This window comes from Vogesella mureinivorans (genome assembly GCF_007644035.1).
Taxonomy (GTDB): domain Bacteria; phylum Pseudomonadota; class Gammaproteobacteria; order Burkholderiales; family Chromobacteriaceae; genus Vogesella; species Vogesella mureinivorans.
Genome location: NZ_VMTV02000398.1, coordinates 1 through 288, shown reverse-complemented (window position 1 = coordinate 288; position 288 = coordinate 1). Strand labels below are relative to the sequence as shown.

Annotated in this window: 1 protein-coding gene; it reads right to left on the bottom strand. The window is 49.7% G+C overall.

From position 1 onward, the window contains the following. On the bottom strand, positions 1 to 288 hold a 288-nt coding region (locus FLQ44_RS11185; protein ID WP_206208832.1), incomplete at both ends, for a YcaO-like family protein.

Genomic DNA, 288 nt, shown 5'->3' with positions numbered 1-288 from the left:
AAAGGTGCAGGAAGCCACCCTAATTTTGCCGGGACATCGTACAGTCGTCCAGCGCCAAACCGCGACCAGAAGTGACGTAAACCGGGGATAATAACTTTGACGACGGGTAAGCTAATATCGGGGCGGGTTTGGTTCAGTACCAGCATTTCTAGTCCCGCACGTTTAACGATTTCAACACAAGTTAAGACATCTTGCTCAATGTCATCGCTCCATTGTTGCGGGTAGTCGGTGTACTGTTTGGGTGGTGTCTGTACAGAGGGCGCGAGATAAGGCTGATTGGCTAAATTT